Here is a 12,833-nt window from a genome sequence, read left to right on the forward strand (position 1 = left end):
ACCATGTCCGATACCACCAAGACCCTGGCCCTGGCCGGCGCCGTGGCCGCAGCCCTCGCCGCCCATGGCGTGACCCCCGCCCAGGCCCAGGAGAACGAGAAATGCTATGGCGTGGCGCTGGCCGGCGAGAACGACTGCGCCGCGGGCCCGGGCACGACCTGCGCCGGCACGTCCAAGGTCGATTACCAGGGCAACGCCTGGAAACTGGTGCCCGCGGGCACCTGCGAGACGATGGAGGTGCCCGGCGACCGCATGGGCGCGCTGGAACCGCTGGATCGCGACATCCCGTCCTGATCCGTCCCCCGGCCCGGGCCACACGCCCGGGCCGGCCCCCCAAGGGAGGCTGCCATGTTCGACACCACACGCCCCGCCCTGCCGCCCCGTCCCGGCGTCGGGTTCAAGGCCCGGCATTTCGCCGCGATCCTGGACGACCCGGGCCCGGTGGCCTGGCTGGAAATCCATGCCGAGAACTACATGGGCGATGGCGGGCGCCCGCTGGCGCAGCTGCGCGCGGTTGCGGATCGTTTCCCGATCTCGGTCCACGGCGTGGGCCTGTCGATCGGCGGCGCGGGGCCGCTGGACCCCGACCACCTGGCCCGGCTGAGTCACCTGCTGGGCTGGCTTGCCCCCGCCAGTTTCTCGGAACACCTCGCCTGGTCGACCCATGAGGGCGCCTATCTGAACGACCTGCTGCCCCTGCCCTACACGGCCCGGACGCTGGCCCGGGTCTGCGATCACATCGACCTTGTGCAGGACAGGCTGGGCCGCCGGATGCTCTTGGAAAACCCCGCGACCTACCTGGACTTCGCCGAAACCGAGATGGCCGAGACCGATTTCCTGGCCCGGGTCGTGGCCCGCACCGGCTGCGGCCTGCTGCTGGACGTCAACAACGTGCATGTCGCCTGCACCAATCGCGGCGCCGACCCGGTGGCCTATCTCGACGCCTTCCCGATGGCCGCCGTGGGCGAGATCCATCTTGGCGGTCACGACGTGCAAAAGGACGAGCACGGCGCGCCCCTGCTGATCGACAGCCACGGCACGCAGGTGGCCGACCCGGTCTGGGCGCTGTACGCCCATGCGCTGCGGCGGGCCGGGCCGGTGGCCACGCTGATCGAATGGGATACCGACCTGCCCGACTGGCCGACCCTCGCCGCCGAGGCCGCCCGCGCCGCGGCCCTGATCGACCGGGTCGCGGCATGACCGGGCAGGACGCCTTTGCCGCCGCCCTGCTGGACCCGGACCGGGCCCCGCCCGGCAGGCTGACCGGGGCGGGCGGCGCGCCTGCCGGGCGGCGCTTCGACGTCTACCGCAACAATGTCGTGGCCGGCCTGATCGAGGCGTTGGAGACCGGGTTTCCCGTGGTCCGCGCCCTGGTGGGCGCGGCGTTCTTCCGGGCGATGGCCGGGGAATTCGTCCGTGCCCACCCGCCGCGCACGCCGCTTTTGATGCTGTATGGCGAAGCGCTGCCCGGCTTTCTGGCCGGTTTTCCGCCCGTCGCGCATCTGGGGTACTTGCCCGATGTCGCCCGGCTGGAACTGGCCCTGCGCGACAGTTACCACGCCGCCGACGCGGCCCCCGTCGATCCCGGTGCGCTGGCCGCGCTATCGCCCCAGGCGCTGGCGCGCGCCCGGCTGAGACTTGCGCCCGCGGTTCGGTTGGTCCGCTCGGACTGGCCGATCCACGGCATCTGGCAGGCCCACCACGGCGGCCCCCGCCCGCCGCAGGGCGCGCAAGAGGTGCTGGTCGCGCGGCCCGGTTTCGACCCCGTTCCGCACCTGTTGCCGCCGGGCGGATACCGGGGCATCGCCGCGCTGCGGGCCGGCGTACCGCTGGGCGCGGCCCTTTCCGACTTGCAGGAATCGAACATTTCCGCCCTGCTGCAGCTTTTGCTGCAAAGCCGGGCCATTTCCGCCATCACCCCGGAGGATGCACAATGAAAGCCCTTGTTCGCCTGTCCGACAGGCTTGGCCAGCGGGCCGAGGCCGCGCTGGGCCCCGCGGTCCTGCCCAGCCTCGCGCGTTTCACTTTTGCTGCAACCTTGCTGGTTTATTACTGGAAGTCGGGACTGACCAAGCTGGACGGTGGATTGACCGGGCTCGTCTCACCTTCGCTGGGCGCCTATGCCCAGATCTTCCCCCGCGCGATGGCGGCGGCGGGCTATGACGCCAGCCAGCTGGCCGGCTGGCAGCACGCGGTGGTGATCGCGGGCACCTGGGCCGAATTCCTTCTGCCCGCGCTGCTGTTGATCGGGCTGGTCACGCGGCTGGCCGCGCTGGGGATGATCGGCTTCGTGCTGGTCCAGACCGCGACCGACCTGGTCGGCCATGGCGCGCTGTCCGATCCGGCGGCGCTGGGCGCCTGGTTCGACCGCGCGCCCGATGCGCCGATCCTGGACCACCGCTTGCTGTGGGTCACCGTCCTTGCGATCCCCGCGCTGATGGGGGGCGGGCCGATCTCGGTCGACGCGCTGTTGCGCCGCCGGGCCTATGCCGTGTCGGGCTGACGCGCGGCCAGCGCCAGGATACCGCCCAGGCCGCACATCGCGATCGGGAACATGGTGAACACGTTGAAGCCGAAGCCCCAGTACATCCCCGCGCAGGACAGCAGCATCAAGACGCCCCCGAGGATGTTCCGCGACCGCGCCATCGCACCGCCCGCGATCGCAAGGATCGGCGCGCCCAGCGAGATGATCCGCGTCTTGTCGGGGTTGTCGACCTGCCGCGCCAGGTCCCCCACCTCGCCGAAGCTGTCGATGAACACGGTATAGCCATAGCCGAAGAACCCCACGACCAGGGCCAGCAGCCCCGCGATCAGCCCCAGCACCAGGGCGGCGTTGCGCATGGTCTCGCTCCTCTTTCGTCGCCCCGGTCTAGGCCTTCGCCGCGCCCGTGCCAAGCAGCGCGGCCTGCACGTCCTTGCCCCAGCCCAGATACAGCCGCCCGCCGGCCTCGATCACCGGGCGTTTCATCAGGGCCGGGTGCGCGGCCAGCAAACCCGCTGGATCGCCCGCGCGTTCGGCCTCGGACAAACCGCGCCAGGTGGTCGAGCGGCGGTTCACCAGCGCCTCGCCGAAGGCCTCGAGAAACCGCGCGATCTCGGCTGCCGACAGCGGTGTTTCGCGCACGTCGCGCAATTCCGCACCGGGCAGCAACCCTTTGGCTTTGCGGCAGGAATCGCAGGTTTTCAGGCCAAAAATCACCATTTTTCACTCCGTTTGGGGGGGTGTTGCGGGAGTCTTTTCTTGCTTTTTAGGCGATTCGTCCGTCATCATCTCGCCCCGTGACGGCAGACGACCTGGACGACCGCTCCTCGCTCGGGGCAGCCGGTAGACTGGAAGACCTGGCTGTGACCCGCGCCCTCCGCAATCCCGCAGGCGCGGAAACCGACGAAGGAGAGACTGACGATGCCCACCGGCACCGTGAAATGGTTCAATACAACCAAGGGCTTCGGGTTCATCGCGCCCGATGACGGCGGCAAGGACGTGTTCGTGCATATCTCGGCGGTGGAACGCGCCGGGCTGACGGGCCTGGCCGACAACCAGAAGATCGCGTTCGAAATGATCGAAGGGCGCGACGGCCGGAAATCGGCGGGCGATCTTAAGCTTTTGTGATCGGGCCCACGGGGCGGCATATGAATCGCATATGAATTCCATATGACTCCCATATGAGCTTTGTCGGACGCGGCCCGGGTTAACGGGCCGCGCGCCGCCTCAGGCGAAAATCCGCGCCACGGTCACGCCCACCCAGGCCGACCCCCCGGTCAGAACCGCGCCCCAGGTCGTGTCGACCACCACCTGCACCACCGACCAGTTCTTCAGCGTCGCGTAATTGGTGAACTCGTAGGTGCCATAGGCCATGGCCCCCAGGATCGCCCCCTGCACCAGCGCCTGCATCGGATCGCCCGCGATCAACGCCGGGCGCGAGACCAGATAGACCAGCCCCCCGACATAGGCGAGGTAGAACGCCGCCGCCGCCCCCATCCGCGGATCCTCCAACAGCCAGTCGCCGACATAGCGCTCGAACAACGGGCGCATGACGGTCTTCAGCGCGACGACATCGACCGCGAGGAAAACCACCGCGGTGACAAGGTAAAGCACGATCAACGTGACGATCGACATGACGTCCCCCTTTTCCGGTTTTGCCAATCCTAGGGCGCGGGCGGGGTTGGGCAATGCGGCACGGGCGGGGATTTCGGGGCGGCGGGCGACGGGTCGCCCCCCCGGCCGCATGGGGGGCGAGGACCGGCCCGCGCCCCCGGGGGTCAGAGCGGTGGGTTGGCACCCACCCTACGGGTGAGGAGGCGGGTGAGGTCGGGCATGGGGGGAGGATAGCGGAAACGCCGGGGCGCGTCATGCGGCGCGCGGGGTGTGGTGGGTTGGCACCCACCCTACGCTTGCTTACAGCGAGGCAAAAAGCGTTCAATCAGTTGCCAAGGATGAACGAAAGTACGAGCGAAGATCGCTTGAGATTCGGGAGACCTCTGGTGCGCATTTTTCTTTTAAGTCGCTCCAAGCCTCATGCCCCATTCGAAAATCATCCGACTCCTGAGCAATTCTTTTATTTACTATCGCCCCATAAATATGATCAGCGATAGAGCGAAAGTCCTTTACCGTCTGCTCCGACATGAAAATTTCATGGATACTCACACAATTCCGAAACTCGATGTGCGCGTTAATCGCGTCATTGTGCCGCCTAATATTTTCTATCCGCATATATTCACCAGTTGGATTTGCGGATTCCAAAATTTCTTTCTTTTGGAAATCGAGTATATCAAGCCTATTCACATACTCCTCTCGCGCACCCTCACTCATCCGGCCAACATCCTGATACTCCTGCATCGGAGAAACAAATGCGTACGTCTTTCCAAATGCCAGATTCATTAACCTCCAGCACTCTGAAAGAACTTCAAACTCCTTCTCCTGAACGCGAAACCTGACATTTAAAGCGCCATCAATATTTGCCTTAAGGGCCTGTAGTTCTTTTGCGTTCTGGTGCCGGAATGATTCAAGTCTTTGAGCGAACATGTCGTCGAGCCACGACTTTCCGAGCACGCGAAATATTCCGTAGGCAACCATCGCTGCGCCACCCCCGGATGCAAGGAGCGCCAATATAGCGTCAGAGATATCCACGCCCAACGGATCAGCCACCAATCACCCCCTCAAACTCCCGCCATTCCCCCTTGGACATGCCGGAATTCTCCTGCGTCACCGTCTCGCCCTTCAGCATCCGGCGGACGCACTCCATCGCGGTGGCCGACAGGTTGACCCCGCCCATACGGTAATCGGCAAAGGCTTTATACGCCAGCGGCACCCAGTCGGCGACGATCTCGCACATCACCTGGGCATAGACGCGGATTTCATATTGCGCATGCACGTCGGCCCGCAGCCGCAAAAAGTGGAAGAGGTTGTGCAGATCGGTCTTCCAATACCATTGGGTATAGATATTGGCGGGCAGGTTCATCCGGGCCAATTCGCGGGCCAGGCCCTTTTGCCCCTCGGTGGACAGCATCGCCTCGTAATTGTCATAGGCGCGGGCGGCGTCGGTTTTCAGGATGTCGAGGACGCGGGCGGCCTCCTCCCCCTCCAGCAATTCGCCGCGGCCCTGGTTGTTGGTGGTGGACTGGGCGGCCAATGCCTCGGGCGCGGGGATGTAGAATTCGCGGTCGAGGATCGAGTAGCGGGCGGAGTATTCGTTGACGTTGGCGGTGCGGTGGCGGATCCACTGCCGCGCGACGAAGACCGGCAGCTTGACGTGGAATTTCACCTCGCACATCTCGAAGGGGGTCGAGTGCCAGTGGCGCATGAGGTAGCGGATCAGCCCCTCGTCGTTCGACACCGCCTTGGTGCCACGGCCGTAGGAGACCCGCGCCGCCTGGCAGATCGCGGCGTCGTCGCCCATGTAGTCGATCACCCGGATCAGCCCGTGGTCGAGCACCGGATGGGCGGTGTAGAGGCGGTTTTCCATCCCCGGCGCGGTGGCCCGCAGGGTCTGGCTGGGCTGGCCGCGCTGGGCCTCGATCTCGGCGCGTTGGTCTTGGGTGAGCGGCATGGGGCCCTCCTGCTGCGGGGTGCGAGTCGGGGGACACTATATCTATGCGGGTGCGCGCGGGAAACAGCCAGATGATGTGAAACGGCGCCGCATCGCGGGGGGTCGCCGGGGGCGCGGCGCGTGCTAGGTTGGGAGTGGCAAAGGAGGGAGAGATGGACGTTCGCTATCTGCACACGATGGTTCGGGTGAAGGACCTGGAGAAATCCAAGGCGTTCTATGAATTGCTGGGGCTGAAGGAGACGCGCCGGATCGACAGCGAGGAAGGGCGGTTCACGCTGGTCTTCATGGCGCCGCCGGGGCAGGAGGACTGCCCGGTGGAGCTGACGTATAACTGGGACGGGGACGAGGGGTTGCCGTCGGACAGCCGGCATTTCGGGCATCTCGCCTATGCGGTCGAGAATATCTACGAGATGTGCCGGCACCTGATGGACAACGGGGTGACGATCAACCGGCCGCCCAGGGACGGGCGGATGGCGTTCGTGCGCAGCCCCGACAACGTGTCGGTGGAGCTGTTGCAGATGGACGGGCGGCTGGAGCCGGCGGAGCCATGGGCGAGCATGCCCAATACCGGCCACTGGTAGGGCTGCTGGCGCTGGGGGCGCCCGGCCCGGCGGAGGCCTGCCGGCTGGCGCTGGTGCTGGCGCTGGACATCTCGTCCTCGGTCGATGCGGCCGAGGACGCGTTGCAGCGGGCGGGCGTCGCGGCGGCGCTGATGGCGCCCGAGGTGCAGGCGGAGCTGCTGGCCGGGCCAGAGCCGGTGGCGCTGGCGGTTTACGAATGGAGCGGGCGGTACCAGCAGGACGTGGTGCTGGGCTGGCGGATGCTGGACAGCGCGGCGGCGATCCGGGCGGCGGCGGAGGCGATCGCGGGGTCGCGCCGGTCCTATGCCGAGTTCCCGACCGCGATGGGCTATGGGCTGGGCTTTGCCACCGAGATGTTCGCCGCCGCGCCCGACTGCCTGTTCCGCACGCTGGACGTGTCGGGGGACGGGGTGAACAATGACGGGTTCGGCCCGGCGCTGGCCTATCGCAACTTTCCCTTCGACGGGATCACGGTGAACGGGCTGGCCATCGGCGGCGCGACCGAGAACGACGCCGAGCTGTTCGATTTCTACCGGCAAGAGGTCATCCGCGGCCCCGGCGCGTTCGTCGAGACGGCGCGGAATTTCGACGATTTCGAACGCGCGATGCGGCGCAAGCTGAAACGCGAGGTCGCGGCGCGGGTCTATGGCGCCCTGCCCGGCCCGGCGGCGGGGGACGGATGAGGGCGGCGGCGCTGGCGCTGGCGTTGACGGCGGGGGCGGCGCAGGCCGACTGCCGGCAGGCGCTGGCCATCGGGCTGGACGTGTCGGGGTCGGTCGATGCGCGGGAATACCGGCTGCAGATCGACGGGCTGGCGGGCGCGCTGAACCACCCCGAGGTGCGCGCGGCGCTGTTGCAGATGCCGAACGCGCCGGTGGCATTGGCGGTCTATGAATGGAGCGGGGCGGCCGATCAGCGGCTGGTCCTGCCCTGGACGGCGATCGACGGGCCCGAAACGCTGGCCGCGGTGGCGGCGCGGCTGCGCGGCACCGCCCGAGCCGAGGCCAGCCGGACGACGGCGATCGGCGCGGCGCTGATGCGGGGCGCGGCGCTGTTGGCAGAGCGGCCCGAATGCTGGCGCCACACGCTGGATTTGACCGGGGACGGCAAATCGAACGAGGGCCCCCGCCCGCGCGAGGTGCCCGCAGGCGCAGAGACGGTGAACGCGCTGGTGATCGGGATCGAGTCGGCCGCCCGGATGGACCATGCCGAGGCGGACCTGGCCGAACTGACCGCCTATTTCCACGCCGAGGTGATCCGCGGGCCGGAGGCCTTTGTCGAGACGGCGCAGGGATTCGCCGATTTCGAGGCGGCGATGGTGCGCAAGCTGCTGCGCGAATTGCAGACCGTGGCCGTGGGCGCGGCGCGCGCGGCGCCCTATGTCGTGGCGAAAGGAGACGACCGATGAAAGGCCCGGTTCTGGCCGTGGGGTTGGCGCTGGCGGCCGCCCCGGCCCCGGCCCAGCAAATCCCGTTCGCCGCCGGCTGGACCGAACAGCGGTTTTCGCTGCTGTCGAGCAACGATTACCGGCTGAACGGCGACAGCCTGGGGGTGCGCTCGGACGGGACCGTGTCGCTGTTGTGGACACCGTTGCCGCCGGCGCTGTGGTCGGGGCGGGTGGCGGCGTGGGACTGGCGGGTGGACCGCTCGGTGCCCGCGACCGACCTGGCGCGCAAGGGCGGCGACGACCGCAACCTGTCGCTGTATTTCGTGTTCCTGCCCGAGGCGGCGGCGCGCGCGGCCACGGGCCGCGGCGTGCGGGCCCTGTTGGACAACCCCGAGGCGCGGGTGTTGATGTATGTCTGGGGCGGTGCCCATGCGCGCGGCGACCTGCTGGCCAGCCCCTACCTGGGGGCGCGCGGCAAGACGCTGATCCTGCGGCCGGCGGGCACCGGGTCGGCCAGCGAACGGGTGGACCTGGCCGCCGACCACCGCCGCGCCTTTGGCACCGACCCCGCCCGGCTGGTGGGGGTGGCGGTATCGTCCGACAGCGACGACACGGGCAGCGCGGTGCTGGCCCGCATCGACCGGCTGCGGATCGAGTAAGCCGTTAGTAGATATAGCGGATCTGGTCGGTCCAGTAGCGTTCCATGCGCTTGAGCGAGTCCGTGATCTCGGTCAGCCCGTCGGCGGTGACCACGCCCCGCTCGACCAGCCCCTCGGCATGGCGTTCGAACAGGCCCGCGACGACATCGCGGATCTTGCGGCCCTCGGGCGTCAGGCGCACGCGCACCGACCGGCGGTCGATTTCGCAGCGCTGGTGGTGCATGAAGCCCTTTTCCACCAGTTTCTTGAGGTTGTAGGACACGTTCGAGCCCTGGTAGTAGCCGCGGCTTTTCAACTCGCCCGCGGTCACCTCGTTGTCGCCGATGTTGAACAGCAACAGCGCCTGGACCGCGTTCAGTTCCAGCACGCCCAGCCTCTCGAACTCGTCCTTGATGACGTCGAGCAGAAGCCGGTGCAGCCGTTCGACCAGTGAAAGCGCCTCGAGATAATCACTCATGACGCCCGTCTTGCCGCCCGAATCGATGGGGGAATGGATACTCATTTCTCTCTCCGCCGTTCGCTTGCTGAACGAAGAGATAAGGACCAAGTCGCGAATATTCGGTTAAAGCGTGAAAAAAGCGAACTAACCGGCGGTGCGGGCGGCCAATGCATCGACAAGGGGGGCATGGCGCGCGGGCGGCGGCACCTGGCCGGTCACCCATTGGTAGAGGTCGTGATCGTCCTCGGCCAGCAGCGCGTCGAAGGCCTCCAGCGCGGGGGCATCCATCGCGGCCAGGTGCGCGTCGGCATAGCCGCCCAGGATCAGGTCCATTTCCTTGGTGCCGCGCCGCCAGGCCCGGATATGCATGCGCTTGCGGCGCGCCTCGGTCGATTCGGTCATGTCTCAGCCATGCTCCTTGAGGGTGTGGCGCAGGCGTTTTTCCAGGATGCCCAGCCGGTCGGACAGGCGGCCCATCTCGGTCTTGACCTGCCGGATCTCGGTCAGCACCTGGCGCACGTCGCCGGACAGCGGGGCCTCGTCGGCGGGGGCGTCCAGCCCGTCGCCCTGGCCGTTCAACAGCCACATCATCGACACGTTCAGCACGCCCGCCAGCATCTGCAACTTGTTCGCGCGGGGTTCGGCCAGGTCCTCTTCCCAGGCGCGCACGGTCTTGAGCTTGACGCCCAGCCGCTTGGCCAGTTCCGTCTGGGTCATGCCCAGCGCCTCGCGCGCGCCGGCCAGGCGGTCGCCGAAGGTCGCGGTCTCTTCGGAATACCAGTCGGAGGCGTCGTCGGTCATGTCGGTCATCGCGGGAACCCCTTGCGGCAAAGCCGCTTGAACGGCCATCGCGGGAACCCTATGAGAAAGGGAATTCCTTTTCAAACCGGAGGCGACCATGTCCTTTCTGTCTGCGACACTCGCGCGGGTCAAACCCTCGCCCACCATCGCGGTGACGACCAAGGCGCGCGAGTTGAAGGCGGCGGGCAAGGACGTGATCGGGCTGGGCGCGGGGGAACCCGATTTCGACACCCCCGACAACGTCAAGGCCGCCGCCAAGGCCGCCATCGACCGGGGCGAGACGAAATACACCGCCGTGGACGGGCTGCCGGAACTGAAGAAAGCCATTTGCGAGAAGTTCAAGGCCGATAACGGGCTGGACTATACCCCCGCGCAGGTCAGCGTGGGCACGGGCGGCAAGCAGATCCTTTACAACGCGCTGATGGCCACGCTGAACCCCGGCGACGAGGTGATCATTCCCGCGCCCTACTGGGTCAGCTATCCCGACATGGTGCTGCTGGCGGGCGGCGAGCCGGTGATCGTGGAAGGCGGCATCGAGACGGGCTTTCGCATCACGCCCGAGGCGCTGGAGGCGGCGATCACGCCGAAGACCAAGTGGTTCATCTTCAACTCGCCCTCGAACCCGACGGGCGCGGGCTATACCTGGGACCAGCTCAAGGCGCTGACCGACGTGCTGATGCGCCACCCGCATGTGCACATCATGTCGGACGACATGTATGAAAAGCTGACCTATGGCGATTTCGAGTTCTGCACGCCGGCGCAGGTGGAACCGGGCCTTTACGACCGCACGCTGACCTGTAACGGCGTGTCCAAGGCCTATGCGATGACCGGCTGGCGGATCGGCTATGCGGCGGGGCCGGCCGAGATCATCAAGGCGATGGGCAAGATCCAGTCTCAGTCCACCTCGAACCCCTGTTCGATCGCGCAATGGGCCGCGTTGGAGGCGCTGACCGGACCGCAGGATTTCATCCCCGAGAACAACGCCACCTTCCAGCGCCGCCGCGACATGGTGGTGGAAATGCTGAACGCCGCCCCCGGCATCACCTGCCCGGTGCCCGAAGGCGCGTTCTACGTCTACCCGTCGATCGCGGGCTGCATCGGCAAGACGACGCCGGGCGGGGTCAAGATCACCGATGACGAGGCCTTTGCCACCGCGTTGCTGGAGGAAAAGGGCGTCGCGGTGGTGTTCGGCGCGGCGTTCGGGCTGTCGCCCAATTTCCGCGTCAGCTATGCCACCTCGGACGAGAACCTGAAGGCGGCCTGCACCCGCATCCAGGACTTCTGCGCGTCGCTGACCTGACCGGGGGGCGACCGATGGCCGCCGACCTGCCCGAGTTCTATTTCCGCACCCGTGAAAACGGGGCGCAGGTGTTCCGCGTCGACACGGCGAACCGGCACCAGCGCATCGAGATGGAGCCCATCGCGACGGTCAACACCCGGAGCGGCGAGATCAAGCCACAGGGGGGCCGGGCGCTGGGCGCGGCGGAACAAGCGGCCATCGAGGACTGGCTGGCGGCGCGGCGCGCCGTGCTGGCCGAGCGCGAGGTGGACGACATCCTGCGCACGGTCGATCACCTGAACCTGACGGCCCACTGGGCGCAGACCCGCGCCGACGACGCGGCGCTGGACCGGGTGACCGACGCTCTGCTGATGGCGATGCACGACCTGCGCACGGTGCTGGTGCGCAAGAAGGCCGAGCGGATGGGGAAAGGCGGGGAATAGGGCGGGGTCCGCTTTGCGGACGGAGCTGACGCATGAGAAGAAGGAGCGAATGTCTCGATTGGGGCCGGTTCCAGAAGGTCAGACTCGAGGTAAGAGATCGCCAATCCGTCCATTCCGGCCTCTGATTGGATCTACGAAACTTGCCCATGCCTATCACTATATGGCGGCGCAAGTAAGGCGCCCACCAACCCGCAGCATACTTCGTTGTCAGATTGTTTTACGCGGACTAGCCTTTGGGTCAGGATCGGCATCGAGGAGTACGCGCAATGGACGGAAAGAGGCTCCGAAATTTTTGGAACCAAGAAGTCAAGGCACTCTTGGCGGTGTACCGACAGTTTGAAACCCTACTGCCCAGCCCGGCTACGGATGGCGCAGCGCATCGCGGTGAGGATGGCCGTTACGTAGAAGCTTTGCTCCGCAGTTATCTGCAAAAATACCTTCCCAAGGATCTGGAGGTGCTGACAGGCTTCATTTTGCGACCGGCCGTCAAGACGGGCAAGAACACGCGCTACAGGAAAGGGGAAACAGACCAGCATTCGACCCAGCTTGACATCATTGTCTATGAGACTGCCGCCTTTCCAGTGTTTCAGCGCATCGGCGAGACGGTGATCGTACCGCCTGAGGGCGTCATTGCTGTGCTGTCGGTCAAAAAGAAGCTGCGCGATTCAGATGTAGTCGCCGAATGCAAAGCCTTAGCAGCCGTGGGCAAAGTTTGCCGCTCTGATGAGAGTAAGCCACAGGAGAGGCGCCGCGGGCCGTTCCTTGCACTAGTGGGTGCTGGCTCGCAACTTGCTGACACAGAAGCGCGGAAGGAAAAGAAAATTTTCGAGAAACTCGAAGGGCTTTACACTAACCCCTTTGCTTTCGATGACATGGTCGGCTTCATCGGCGATCTGTCAGGCTGGTATGTCTTCAAGGAGCGCCCACCGAAAAAAACCACACCGGGCAATAGTGTGGCGACATATCGGTATCTTTCTCTAAGTGATGATGAGTTGCATCATGGCTTCCAATTCCTCCTCACCAGCATTCTATCGGTCTATTATGATGAAACCAGGCGCACAGTGAAAAGACCTGGATATACGGCATTCCCGAAAAAGCCGGCTATCAAACTGGGTGGCATCCCATTCGCAAGCCTTCGGTGATAGCTCGCAATCATAGGGCTACTTGAAAACAGCGGCGCCTATATGAAAGGACCGC

General features: G+C 66.0%; 20 protein-coding genes. 12 read left to right on the top strand and 8 right to left on the bottom strand.

What is annotated here, in order from left to right; translation table 11 throughout:
* The first annotated feature begins 3 nt into the window (after window positions 1-3).
* The 4 genes from EV662_RS09630 to EV662_RS09645 are packed head-to-tail and all read left to right on the top strand — an operon-like array spanning window position 4 to window position 2,503.
* On the top strand, window positions 4-294 hold the full coding sequence (locus EV662_RS09630; protein ID WP_132461950.1) for a BufA1 family periplasmic bufferin-type metallophore: 291 nt from the start codon (window positions 4-6) through the stop codon (window positions 292-294).
* A gap of 54 nt (window positions 295-348) precedes the next feature.
* Window positions 349-1,200, top strand: a complete 852-nt coding sequence (gene bufB, locus EV662_RS09635) for an MNIO family bufferin maturase (RefSeq protein WP_132461951.1) — start codon at window positions 349-351, stop codon at window positions 1,198-1,200.
* Window positions 1,197-1,937, top strand: a complete 741-nt coding sequence (locus EV662_RS09640) for an HvfC/BufC N-terminal domain-containing protein (RefSeq protein ID WP_132461952.1) — start codon at window positions 1,197-1,199, stop codon at window positions 1,935-1,937. The genes bufB and EV662_RS09640 overlap by 4 nt, the downstream gene beginning before the upstream one ends.
* Window positions 1,934-2,503, top strand: a complete 570-nt coding sequence (locus EV662_RS09645; protein WP_132461953.1) for a DoxX family membrane protein — start codon at window positions 1,934-1,936, stop codon at window positions 2,501-2,503. Before EV662_RS09640 ends, EV662_RS09645 begins: the two co-directional genes overlap by 4 nt.
* Here EV662_RS09645 and EV662_RS09650 read toward each other — a convergent pair.
* Together EV662_RS09650 and EV662_RS09655 are read right to left on the bottom strand one after the other, a co-directional pair.
* Complete coding sequence (locus tag EV662_RS09650; protein WP_132461954.1) at window positions 2,485-2,841, bottom strand: hypothetical protein; 357 nt, start codon at window positions 2,839-2,841, stop codon at window positions 2,485-2,487. The two genes, EV662_RS09645 and EV662_RS09650, sit on opposite strands and share 19 nt — an antisense overlap.
* Before the next feature lie 28 nt (window positions 2,842-2,869).
* Entirely contained in the window at window positions 2,870-3,202 is a 333-nt protein-coding gene (locus tag EV662_RS09655) for an arsenate reductase family protein (RefSeq protein WP_132461955.1), read from the bottom strand.
* 201 nt (window positions 3,203-3,403) lie between these two features.
* Between EV662_RS09655 and EV662_RS09660 the strand changes: the two genes are divergently transcribed.
* The gene (locus EV662_RS09660; RefSeq protein ID WP_132461956.1) at window positions 3,404-3,610 is read left to right on the top strand and encodes a cold-shock protein; all 207 of its coding nucleotides are present in this window, start codon (window positions 3,404-3,406) and stop codon (window positions 3,608-3,610) included.
* Window positions 3,611-3,709: 99 nt separating this feature from the next.
* On the opposite strand, the gene EV662_RS09665 is transcribed toward EV662_RS09660, so the two are convergent.
* From EV662_RS09665 to thyX, 3 genes are all read right to left on the bottom strand, one after another.
* Window positions 3,710-4,117 (bottom strand): DUF2177 family protein, encoded by a 408-nt coding sequence (locus EV662_RS09665; RefSeq protein ID WP_132461957.1) that lies wholly within the window; start codon window positions 4,115-4,117, stop codon window positions 3,710-3,712.
* Between the two features lie 300 nt (window positions 4,118-4,417).
* On the bottom strand, window positions 4,418-5,146 hold the full coding sequence (locus EV662_RS09670) for a hypothetical protein (RefSeq protein WP_132461958.1): 729 nt from the start codon (window positions 5,144-5,146) through the stop codon (window positions 4,418-4,420).
* A complete protein-coding gene (gene thyX / locus EV662_RS09675) occupies window positions 5,139-6,047 on the bottom strand; it encodes an FAD-dependent thymidylate synthase (protein ID WP_132461959.1) in 909 nt (302 codons plus the stop codon). The genes EV662_RS09670 and thyX overlap by 8 nt, the downstream gene beginning before the upstream one ends.
* 152 nt (window positions 6,048-6,199) lie before the next feature.
* On the opposite strand from thyX, the gene EV662_RS09680 reads away from it, so the two are divergent.
* Genes EV662_RS09680 through EV662_RS09695 form a run of 4 tightly spaced genes read left to right on the top strand, consistent with a single transcriptional unit; the run spans window position 6,200 to window position 8,674 of the window.
* Window positions 6,200-6,628 (top strand): VOC family protein, encoded by a 429-nt coding sequence (locus EV662_RS09680; protein ID WP_132461960.1) that lies wholly within the window; start codon window positions 6,200-6,202, stop codon window positions 6,626-6,628.
* Complete coding sequence (locus tag EV662_RS09685) at window positions 6,595-7,311, top strand: DUF1194 domain-containing protein (protein ID WP_132461961.1); 717 nt, start codon at window positions 6,595-6,597, stop codon at window positions 7,309-7,311. Before EV662_RS09680 ends, EV662_RS09685 begins: the two co-directional genes overlap by 34 nt.
* Window positions 7,308-8,036 (top strand): DUF1194 domain-containing protein, encoded by a 729-nt coding sequence (locus EV662_RS09690; protein WP_132461962.1) that lies wholly within the window; start codon window positions 7,308-7,310, stop codon window positions 8,034-8,036. The genes EV662_RS09685 and EV662_RS09690 overlap by 4 nt, the downstream gene beginning before the upstream one ends.
* Entirely contained in the window at window positions 8,033-8,674 is a 642-nt protein-coding gene (locus EV662_RS09695) for a DUF3047 domain-containing protein (protein ID WP_132461963.1), read from the top strand. Before EV662_RS09690 ends, EV662_RS09695 begins: the two co-directional genes overlap by 4 nt.
* A 4-nt stretch (window positions 8,675-8,678) precedes the next feature.
* Here the strand turns inward: EV662_RS09695 and EV662_RS09700 are convergent, their stop codons facing one another.
* The 3 genes from EV662_RS09700 to EV662_RS09710 form a co-directional block, all read right to left on the bottom strand.
* Window positions 8,679-9,176, bottom strand: coding sequence for a MarR family winged helix-turn-helix transcriptional regulator (locus tag EV662_RS09700; protein WP_132461964.1), 498 nt, complete (start codon window positions 9,174-9,176; stop codon window positions 8,679-8,681).
* An 81-nt stretch (window positions 9,177-9,257) separates the two neighbouring features.
* Complete coding sequence (locus EV662_RS09705; RefSeq protein WP_132461965.1) at window positions 9,258-9,515, bottom strand: FAD assembly factor SdhE; 258 nt, start codon at window positions 9,513-9,515, stop codon at window positions 9,258-9,260.
* Between the two features lie 3 nt (window positions 9,516-9,518).
* Window positions 9,519-9,914, bottom strand: coding sequence for a helix-turn-helix domain-containing protein (locus EV662_RS09710; RefSeq protein ID WP_132462062.1), 396 nt, complete (start codon window positions 9,912-9,914; stop codon window positions 9,519-9,521).
* A 97-nt stretch (window positions 9,915-10,011) separates the two neighbouring features.
* Between EV662_RS09710 and EV662_RS09715 the strand changes: the two genes are divergently transcribed.
* The 3 genes from EV662_RS09715 (at window position 10,012) to EV662_RS09725 (ending at window position 12,778) form a co-directional block, all read left to right on the top strand.
* Window positions 10,012-11,214 (top strand): pyridoxal phosphate-dependent aminotransferase, encoded by a 1,203-nt coding sequence (locus EV662_RS09715; RefSeq protein ID WP_132461966.1) that lies wholly within the window; start codon window positions 10,012-10,014, stop codon window positions 11,212-11,214.
* A gap of 14 nt (window positions 11,215-11,228) precedes the next feature.
* The gene (locus EV662_RS09720) at window positions 11,229-11,636 is read left to right on the top strand and encodes a hypothetical protein (protein WP_132461967.1); all 408 of its coding nucleotides are present in this window, start codon (window positions 11,229-11,231) and stop codon (window positions 11,634-11,636) included.
* Window positions 11,637-11,902: 266 nt separating this feature from the next.
* Window positions 11,903-12,778, top strand: coding sequence for a DUF6602 domain-containing protein (locus EV662_RS09725; protein ID WP_132461968.1), 876 nt, complete (start codon window positions 11,903-11,905; stop codon window positions 12,776-12,778).
* The last annotated feature ends 55 nt before the right edge of the window (window positions 12,779-12,833 follow it).

The organism is Rhodovulum marinum (assembly GCF_004343075.1).
GTDB classification, from domain to species: Bacteria; Pseudomonadota; Alphaproteobacteria; order Rhodobacterales; family Rhodobacteraceae; genus Rhodovulum; species Rhodovulum marinum.

Bases quoted from the DNA above. Each gene is read 5' to 3' on its own strand.
- EV662_RS09630 (WP_132461950.1), top strand. From the start codon at position 4: ATGTCCGATACCACCAAGACCCTGGCCCTGGCCGGCGCCGTGGCCGCA.
- bufB (WP_132461951.1), top strand. From the start codon at position 349: ATGTTCGACACCACACGCCCCGCCCTGCCGCCCCGTCCCGGCGTCGGG.
- EV662_RS09640 (WP_132461952.1), top strand. From the start codon at position 1,197: ATGACCGGGCAGGACGCCTTTGCCGCCGCCCTGCTGGACCCGGACCGG.
- EV662_RS09645 (WP_132461953.1), top strand. From the start codon at position 1,934: ATGAAAGCCCTTGTTCGCCTGTCCGACAGGCTTGGCCAGCGGGCCGAG.
- EV662_RS09650 (WP_132461954.1), bottom strand. From the start codon at position 2,841: ATGCGCAACGCCGCCCTGGTGCTGGGGCTGATCGCGGGGCTGCTGGCC.
- EV662_RS09655 (WP_132461955.1), bottom strand. From the start codon at position 3,202: ATGGTGATTTTTGGCCTGAAAACCTGCGATTCCTGCCGCAAAGCCAAA.
- EV662_RS09660 (WP_132461956.1), top strand. From the start codon at position 3,404: ATGCCCACCGGCACCGTGAAATGGTTCAATACAACCAAGGGCTTCGGG.
- EV662_RS09665 (WP_132461957.1), bottom strand. From the start codon at position 4,117: ATGTCGATCGTCACGTTGATCGTGCTTTACCTTGTCACCGCGGTGGTT.
- thyX (WP_132461959.1), bottom strand. From the start codon at position 6,047: ATGCCGCTCACCCAAGACCAACGCGCCGAGATCGAGGCCCAGCGCGGC.
- EV662_RS09680 (WP_132461960.1), top strand. From the start codon at position 6,200: ATGGACGTTCGCTATCTGCACACGATGGTTCGGGTGAAGGACCTGGAG.
- EV662_RS09685 (WP_132461961.1), top strand. From the start codon at position 6,595: ATGGGCGAGCATGCCCAATACCGGCCACTGGTAGGGCTGCTGGCGCTG.
- EV662_RS09690 (WP_132461962.1), top strand. From the start codon at position 7,308: ATGAGGGCGGCGGCGCTGGCGCTGGCGTTGACGGCGGGGGCGGCGCAG.
- EV662_RS09695 (WP_132461963.1), top strand. From the start codon at position 8,033: ATGAAAGGCCCGGTTCTGGCCGTGGGGTTGGCGCTGGCGGCCGCCCCG.
- EV662_RS09700 (WP_132461964.1), bottom strand. From the start codon at position 9,176: ATGAGTATCCATTCCCCCATCGATTCGGGCGGCAAGACGGGCGTCATG.
- EV662_RS09705 (WP_132461965.1), bottom strand. From the start codon at position 9,515: ATGACCGAATCGACCGAGGCGCGCCGCAAGCGCATGCATATCCGGGCC.
- EV662_RS09710 (WP_132462062.1), bottom strand. From the start codon at position 9,914: ATGACCGACGACGCCTCCGACTGGTATTCCGAAGAGACCGCGACCTTC.
- EV662_RS09715 (WP_132461966.1), top strand. From the start codon at position 10,012: ATGTCCTTTCTGTCTGCGACACTCGCGCGGGTCAAACCCTCGCCCACC.
- EV662_RS09720 (WP_132461967.1), top strand. From the start codon at position 11,229: ATGGCCGCCGACCTGCCCGAGTTCTATTTCCGCACCCGTGAAAACGGG.
- EV662_RS09725 (WP_132461968.1), top strand. From the start codon at position 11,903: ATGGACGGAAAGAGGCTCCGAAATTTTTGGAACCAAGAAGTCAAGGCA.